The following is an 8,175-nucleotide window of genomic DNA, read 5'->3' on the forward strand; positions in this document are numbered from 1 at the left end:
GCTTTGCCTTTAAAGAGGACGGAAAAACCAATACCAGCCACTATGGAAACAAAAAAAGCGAGTTCTGCGCAGCCACGCAAACCCGCTCCTAACCATCCGTGGAGATCCACGGTAAACACCATAACTAACCATAGCACAAAACAAAGCTCATTCCAAGATGCTATGTATTCACAGCATAGCAGCTATTCGGAGACCTCCTGGTGAAGCAGGAGGCTCCAACGAATAAAGTGACATTTTCATAGCACAGTTAAGGTGACATTTTCACAGACGATTGACAAGAAAAAATGCAGCAGCCCAGCAATCAGCTCTCCGCAATTTTCTTCCAGCGCTGCTGAACATAACCAAACACGCTCAGATAGGTTTCACACACCATTTGGTACCCACGTTCCAAGTCACGGATATGTTGATCGAGATCCTCCAGCGCCACCTTGCCGAAAAGGGCCTGATGCCGCTGCCACAAATCATCCTTCATCTCCGAGTTCATATAGTGGACTTCCGTATTTCGCCGTCTGCGCAAAATGTTCAGCGTTTCCCGGTACTCCTCCTTGATGGCGTTCAGCTTGCCCCCCAGATCGGAATGAACCTTGAAGTAAGCAAACTGGCGCAGCACCGTAAAGTAGGAGAAATGCGTCTTCACCTTGGAGGTCTTAAGATCAAACAATTCGTTCAAGACCGTCCCCAGCTTGTCCAGCGCCGAGAACACACGAATGAAGCCATCCTTGTAAAAATAAACGTATCGCGCATAATCCGTCCGCTCCTGCGGGTTCATATCCTCCACCGAATCCTTGCGTACTTTCTTACGGAAGAAGGTCGCGGCGAACAAGCACTCCTCCAATTCCTCCAGGGAAAAAATCAGTCCACGTGTCCATATTTCCAGCTTGCGGTAGTCATGGGACGGGTCCTGATGCTCTTTAATTTCACGCTGCAGCAATTGAACCGTCTGTGCCATAGCATCCATCGTTTGTGCGAAGATGCCGTCATTTTGTCGGGGTGGTTCACCAAGCAAGCTGCGAAGCATAGTTTACCTCCGTTTCACACAAAATAGGACTTCCAGCGCTGATCAACCAGGGATACAATATCCTCCCTTGGGAACAGCTCATCCGGATAACCTGGCTTCATACGGGCATCAATCACAAGTGGCAGGCTGTAGGCCAGATGATGCTCGCGCACCTCGGCGGCAGCATAGATATCATTGGCCGGATTGAACCGGGTAAATACCGTCCACAAAAATGCCGTCTGATCATAAGCCACCGTCTCGGCGTCATCCACCAGAACCACGAACGGCCAGGCAGTTCCGCGTTCACGCAGACGGCCAAGCAGCCTCTGCCCAAGCTCAGGCTCGTTCTCATAGGATGCACCGGAAACGACAAGACATCCGTCATGAAAAACTTGGATGCTGCTGATCTCGGCAATATCGCCTTCTTCATAGGTGCGCGGCAAATCCCGTATCGGGTCACCCACCCCGATGAGAATAGCCTTGCTGCCATGATTCAGCTTATGACCGGTGTAATCCAGCGTGTCATGGGACGTATTATTAATAATAAACAAATCAGTGGCCGGGTCAAAACGTTCCAGAATGGTCTTGAGTACCAGACGGAAGTCTGCCAGATCTATCAGCTTGTCCGTCAGCATCAGGAACTTCGTCAGCGATAGCTGACCTTCACCCAAGATACGGAAAGCCGATACCAAGGCTTCCCGGGAATAGCTCTCCCGAACCACGGCTGAGCTTAACGCATGGAATCCGGCCTCGGCGTAGGTCCACAAGGAGCGGACATTGGGCATAACCATGGGAAAGGCTGGCGACAGAAGCTTTTGCAGGAAATCACCTAAATAATAATCCTCCTGTCGCGGTTTGCCCACAATGGTCGCCGGATAAATCGCATCCTTGCGATGCCACATATGGTTGACATGCAGCACCGGAAATTCATGCTGCAACGAGTAATAGCCAAAATGATCTCCGAATGGGCCTTCCAGACGACGTTCAAATGGTGGAACCAGCCCGGAAATCGCAAATTCTGATTCTGCGGGAATACGGTGTCCGCCCAAGGGATTTTCGGCCATCGGCAGCTTCTCGCCCAAAATAAACGAAGCAACCAGCAGCTCGGACAGATGCTCCGGCACCGGTGAAATAGCCGAAGCCACCATCGCTGGCGGTCCTCCCAGGAACACGGAAACGTTCAACGGTTCCCCGCGCTTCTCCGCCTCGTGATAATGGAAGCCGCCACCCTTCTGAATTTGCCAGTGAATCCCGGTAGTCTGATCATCATATAGCTGAAGCCGATACATCCCCAGATTGTTCTCCTTGGGCTGCAACGGATTCTCAGTAAAAACTAACGGCAGGGTAATAAACGGCCCGCCATCTTCCTGCCAGCTTGTCACTTTCGGCAAATCCTTAAGTGGTGATTCCGTACGGCATACTCCCAGAATAGGTGCTTCGCTCTTGGAGACGTTCTTCATTCCCACTTTGAGCACATCAAGGATAAGTCCACGTTCGTTCCAGATCGCTTTAGGCGTAGGTGGCAATAATTTATGTACGGCATCAACAAGCTGGTTGGCGAGCGTTTCGGGCCTTGGACCAAAAGCCATCTCCACACGACGAATGGTACCGAACAGATTAGTAGCTACCGGGAACGGAGTTCCCTTCACATTAGTGAATAGAAGCGCAGGGCCGCCATCATCAATGACACGTCGATGGATTTCCGCCAATTCCAGATATGGATCAACGGGCACATCAATAATTGCAAGCTCTTTTTCCTTCTGTAGTGCATCAATCCATTGACGCAAATTTTTGTAGCTCATTCCTAATAATCCTCCTATAAAGACCGGGCCAAGGGCTCACTGGCTCGTTCCCCTGCCCCGGTCGTCACGTTTCGTTGGCTATAGACAAAATTATACCTTATCAGGCAATCGCTTGGCGAATTTTACTTTTGAAAAATCATCCTCAAGCAAGGCAGCTAACCTCAATATGTCTGATCGGTTTCCGTGCCGGAATGATGCATAATCTCCTCGTTCCGGCTTAACTGCCAGGCGCGGACGCTCAAATAGCTCAGGACCCCAAACAAGGCGGCAAGCACGATGATATGAGCCAGCGAAGCAAACAAATAAATATGATAATTGGTTAATGTAAAAACAATGAGAGCACCGGTGAAGACCTGAACGAGCATCAGCAGTGTTGCCGCGAGCCCCAGCTTGCGAATCTCCGGCAAATCGGGATGCTTGCGGAAGGCCACATGACCCACAGCAGCGATGACGACCATTAGCACCGCCGCCGCAATCCGGTGGGCGTATGCAATGCCGACACCCCCGCTAAGCTCAGGAATAAGTTGACCGTTGCATAGAGGCCAACCGCTGCAGCCACCTGCTGAATCGGTATGGCTGACATAAGCCCCGAGATATACCACGATGTAGGTGTAGCCAGTAGCTAGCCAGGTCAGGTTGCGAAAGCTCCGGCTCACCCGCGCTGCCTTGACAGCCGCTTTTCCTCCCCTGGCTTGTCCCCGTTCTTCCTCCCGAATGCCGAGCACCAGCATGACCGAGCTGGCAAAGGCAATCAGCGAGAAGCCGAAGTGGAGCGCCATGACAGCCGAGGAAGTTGGGTACATGACGGCCATGGCTCCCATAAAAGCCTGGACCATCACAAAGATCAAGGCCAGCAGGGAGAACGCCTGTAAATCCTTACGATGTTTACGGTAGCGCCAAAAAGCGATAAAGGTTGCCAGCGTGAGCAGCCCTGCTGCCCCGCTTACAGCACGATGAGAATATTCAATCACCGAGGCGAGCGTGTGAGCAGGCACAAATTCACCATGGCAAAGAGGCCATTCGTTGCCGCAGCCAAGTCCGGATTCCGTCTTGGTGACAACGCTGCCCCCGAAGGTTGCCAGCAGCATGACCAGACAAGAAGCATAGCTAAGCCACTTCAAACGTTTCGTATTCAAATGGTTCACACCTTTTATGATTCAATAGAAAATCCAAATAAACCCCTTTCATTATAACCGATCAAGTAACCACTTTCATAGGCAAATATTCATAAAATGTTCAAAATTAAACGCCACCGCAATAGTGTTCCTGGCGGCGGCGTGATGAATATGATGGCGCTTTTACTCCGTTTTGCTTCCTGCGTGTTCCTCTAAGGCCTGATATACCTCCACAGCCCGATTCAGGAAGCTTTCGATTTCTTCGCGGGATTTGCGCAGCTTATTAACAAAGCGCACCAGTTCTTTTCCATTCGTATAAGCTATGAAGCTGGGAATCCCCAGGATATTCTGTTCTTGGCTGACCTCGCCCACTTGATCAACATCAACCTCGATCAGCGTTAATCGGTCGGCATACTTCTGCTCAACCTCCGGCATAAACGGATCGATGAACTTGCAATCCACGCACCAGTCTGCTTTAAATACGGCAACGGTGAGCGCCGCAGCTCCTATACTTGCTCTAAATTCTTCAGAGGATGCTACTTTCTTCATATCCATTCACCCTTTCTTCTCTCGTATCTACAGTCAACCAAATGCAAGGGTGGAAGTCAAATATTCAGGGCATACTGTTGTAGAGATGCAATGAATCATCGAAAATTTTCATTCCAAATTTGTGAGACAGGTCAGAAAGGAGTTGTGATGCCATGGATCGGCCAGACCGCCAACCTGACGAAACATCACCAGCCCAGCGAATTACCCGGTTCATGCATCGATGGCCCGAAGCGATTCGTCTGATAATTAGCAGCCAGACCGCCGCCTTCTCCGATTCGTCCCAGTTGCGGGAAACGCCGGAGTCTTTGGGCTGGAGCGAATCAGCGGCCCGTCACGTCAGTTCGGAGATTGAGGATATGCTGCGGCGCGGCCTTGGTCCGCGGCCCTCGGCTGAAGCATTCAATGCAGAGGATATTCAGCTTGCCGAGAGCATTGCAGATGAGACTCGCCAGGCAGGGATTAGCAACATCACCCGGACGGCGGCTTACCTGGCTTGTTACGAGGAATGCCCTGAGCTGCATTGGGCATTCCTCGCCCACATGGTATCACGGAATGCCGGATACAACATGACCGATTTACAGGGAAGCCGGCTAGAGGAAGTCCTGGACCCGGAAGCCAAACGGTTGAATTACCGCTTTCTGGAGCGAAGCAATGCTTTGATTTTTCAGGATGCCTATCCGCAGCTTCTTCTATACCGGAAGAGCCGGGAACGTGGAGCCAGCCTGTTTCATCTGCTGCCCTATTTCCATGTCTCCCGGTTTATGAGTCCTTTCTGGGAACGGTTCTGGATTGATCGCGGCAGCGCTCTGCTCACGGTTGGCCTGATTATCAACGAACAAAATTATATTGAGAAGCGGGTCATTCAGCATCCCTATTTCCAGAAATATGTGACTGGAAAAGCAGACTTCCAGCTTTTTAGCCTGTCTGGCTTAAATCAGATCGTGTTCCCGCTGCTGGAACGAACGGAAGGAAGGGACGCCAGTTCAGCGCTACTGGCGGAAGAGCGGGCTGCGTCTAGCGAAGCGCCTCTGGCTGCGAATGCAGCCAAGGGGGCGGCGCGTGACGCGAAGGAAGAGGGCGCGGCGGGGACGAACGCGCCCCTTGACGAGCAGGCTGCCGGTTGGAAGGAGCGGCGTCTTGCCGGCCGCACCGTCTCGGACTTCGGCAGCCTCTCGGCCCGCATCGCGCTAGGCAAGAGCCTGTACGCGATGCTGATGGGCTACCGCGCCGTGCGCAGCGGCGCGGAGCGGTTTGCCGCGAACGTGCCGCACAGCGGCTCGCGGGCGGACTATTGGCCGGATCTGTTCACGGCCAATCCGGAAGAAGCGCTGACGGGCCCTACGCAAGCGTCAGCGCTTCTGGATATGGAGACGCTCCCGCCGGGCGAGCGTCTCTACAGCCCCAAACTGCTGAGCGTTTGGGGCGATACCCCCTATGAGCCAATCTCCAGAGAGGATTGGCTCAAGGATTTGCGTGCGCTGGACGGCATCAGCGCACCAAAAAGGCCGTTCCTGTGCGACATCAGCCGCAAGCACAGGAACGGCCTGCTCAAGACCGCATTGGTGCACGATGCGGTAGATAAATCTTAGCGGTCAGCGACCTTACCACTCCCCCGCTGCAACCGCATCAACGGCGATAACACCTTGCGTAGCGGTGCCGGGTAGCTGGCCAGCTCGTCCTTGCGAACGACGCGAAGCAGAATTAAAAATACGGGATACAACATCACCACAGCTATACCTACAATGGCGCAGGTGAGGAAGAAGGCGATACGGTCCGGCATCAGATCGACCATTTGAATGCCCAACTGGTTCAGACCGTAGCCTGCCCCAGACAAGGCAATAACGGTAAGCAAAAACCCGGCCCACCGATTTCCCATCAACGAGAATGGCACAATTCGCTTGATCGCACGCACATTAAGCAGCGTAATGACCAGAAAGCACAGGCCAGTCGCGGTAATAACACCGTATATCCCCATGAACTGAGCTAACACCACACTGGCCGCCAGCTTGACTACCACGCCGATGCCAACATGGACCATCGAGCGATTAGCTTTGCCTACCCCGAGCAAAATGGAATTGCTGGTCATCATCGTGATTTGAAAAATCGTCATAAATGTCAATAGCGCAACAATACTGCTGCCGTCCCGTGTACTAAACAGCAGGCCGTTTACGGAATATGCCGCCGTCCCGAGCGCCAGAATAATCGGCATACCACTCAGCACCGCTACCCGCATCGCTAAGGTAACTTGCCGCTGCAAATGCTCTTCATCCTTTCGTGCATAAGCGGCGGAGATAATCGGCACCAGGGATTGGCTGAGTGCAATCGCCAGAATCGGAGGAATTCCAGCGATCATTTGTGCCCGGTTCCCCAAAATGCCCAACAGGTTGGTGGACTCACTCAAGCTCATTTGGCCGCTTAGCAGCGGGTTTAAAATGGAATTATCAATAAAGTTTACAGCCGGAACGGCCAAAGCGGTTAATACAATCGGGATAGATAGCTTGAAAATCTCCGCATAAATTCGCTTGAAGGGCATACGGGACGTCCCGGTTGTTGCCGCTTGACTTACATCGGCACTTGCATCGATACGATCCTGCCGCGACATTTTCATACTATAATAAAGCATGACTATCAGTGCAGCAACCCCGCCCAGTACAGCGCCAAAGGTAGCACCTGCCGCAATCGTCTCACCTGAATACCCCCAGTGGAACAGCAAGAAGGCTAACAATATACCCGTGGCTACACGGACAATTTGCTCAATGACCTGAGAGACCCCACCGGCAATCATGATGTTCCGTCCTTGCAAATAACCGCGAATCATCGCAATGAATGGAAACAACAGCAACGCCGGAGCCAAGGCTCGAATCGCTGTGACCGATTCTGGAACCTTGGAGGCTATGGCATAGTAAGGCGCCAGCATAAAGAGCAGGGTAAACATGACTACTCCGGCTGCCGCAGCAAAAAGAAGCGCTGCCTGATAAATGCGCCGCGCTTCCTCCGGCCGATGTAAGGCGTGCCTCTCTGACACCATTTTACTTAGCGTGCTCGGAATCCCCGCTGTTGCCAGAGTTAACAGCATAAAATATGCCGCATTGGCTTGGGAATATGAGGCATTCCCTGCCTCCCCGAGAATATGCTCTAACGGGACGCGCTGGAACAAGCCCAAAACTCTGGCGATCAGCGCTGCTCCGGCTAATATCAACGTACCTCTGACAAACGACTCTTTCTTCGACAACACCGATTCCTTCTTTCCCGCAAGCCTGATAGCTAACTTTACTCACTAGAAATGGCTAAAACAAGCCCAAAAATATAAACAATTTTCAACAAAATGCCAATGCCTTGACAATGCTGCGCGATAATATGGCGGACCGATGACATGGTAATATTCAGATTGTTGAGAAAGTTGGTTTTCCGTACATCTCGCATAGCAGAGCCCTTAGCCTATAAGGGTTCTTCTCCATAGAAATGGTACGTTACGCCCTTTCTCAACAGTCTGTAATATTACTGCTCATTGCATACTAACGGGACTGCTCATTGCATACTAACGGGAATTTCTCCTGCTAATTCGGCGTAAATCCACCTTATATAAGATATAACAGGAAATCTGGACCTCTGTCAAGAAAGTGGACACTCTTTAACCGACTCTTCTCTTATTGAACTGCGCAGCAAAACGAACCGGTGATAAATAGCCTAGTGAACCGTGGATCCGTTTGCG

6 protein-coding genes and 1 pseudogene are annotated in these 8,175 nt (G+C 51.9%); 2 read left to right on the top strand and 5 right to left on the bottom strand.

Annotated features, from left to right (window positions below):
* A pseudogene (locus C557_RS25805) lies at positions 1 to 204 on the top strand (ISNCY family transposase); the annotation flags it as partial.
* Between the two features lie 97 nt (positions 205 to 301).
* On the opposite strand, the gene C557_RS0122660 reads toward C557_RS25805, so the two are convergent.
* From C557_RS0122660 to C557_RS0122675, 4 genes are all read right to left on the bottom strand, one after another.
* Positions 302 to 1,018, bottom strand: a complete 717-nt coding sequence (locus C557_RS0122660) for a Cthe_2314 family HEPN domain-containing protein (RefSeq protein WP_018754134.1) — start codon at positions 1,016 to 1,018, stop codon at positions 302 to 304.
* Positions 1,019 to 1,032: 14 nt separating this feature from the next.
* Complete coding sequence (locus C557_RS0122665; RefSeq protein ID WP_018754135.1) at positions 1,033 to 2,799, bottom strand: UbiD family decarboxylase; 1,767 nt, start codon at positions 2,797 to 2,799, stop codon at positions 1,033 to 1,035.
* A 161-nt stretch (positions 2,800 to 2,960) separates the two neighbouring features.
* Complete coding sequence (locus tag C557_RS0122670; protein WP_018754136.1) at positions 2,961 to 3,935, bottom strand: COX15/CtaA family protein; 975 nt, start codon at positions 3,933 to 3,935, stop codon at positions 2,961 to 2,963.
* Positions 3,936 to 4,097: 162 nt separating this feature from the next.
* Positions 4,098 to 4,463 (bottom strand): thioredoxin family protein, encoded by a 366-nt coding sequence (locus C557_RS0122675; RefSeq protein WP_026263643.1) that lies wholly within the window; start codon positions 4,461 to 4,463, stop codon positions 4,098 to 4,100.
* Positions 4,464 to 4,615: 152 nt separating this feature from the next.
* Here C557_RS0122675 and C557_RS0122680 point away from each other — a divergent pair, with 152 nt between their 5' ends.
* On the top strand, positions 4,616 to 6,052 hold the full coding sequence (locus C557_RS0122680) for a DUF2515 family protein (RefSeq protein ID WP_018754138.1): 1,437 nt from the start codon (positions 4,616 to 4,618) through the stop codon (positions 6,050 to 6,052).
* On the opposite strand, the gene C557_RS0122685 is transcribed toward C557_RS0122680, so the two are convergent.
* A complete protein-coding gene (locus C557_RS0122685; protein ID WP_018754139.1) occupies positions 6,049 to 7,695 on the bottom strand; it encodes a putative polysaccharide biosynthesis protein in 1,647 nt (548 codons plus the stop codon). The two genes, C557_RS0122680 and C557_RS0122685, sit on opposite strands and share 4 nt — an antisense overlap.
* Between the last annotated feature and the right edge of the window lie 480 nt (positions 7,696 to 8,175).

The organism is Paenibacillus sanguinis 2301083 = DSM 16941 (assembly GCF_000374825.1).
Taxonomy (GTDB): Bacteria; Bacillota; Bacilli; order Paenibacillales; family Paenibacillaceae; genus Fontibacillus; species Fontibacillus sanguinis.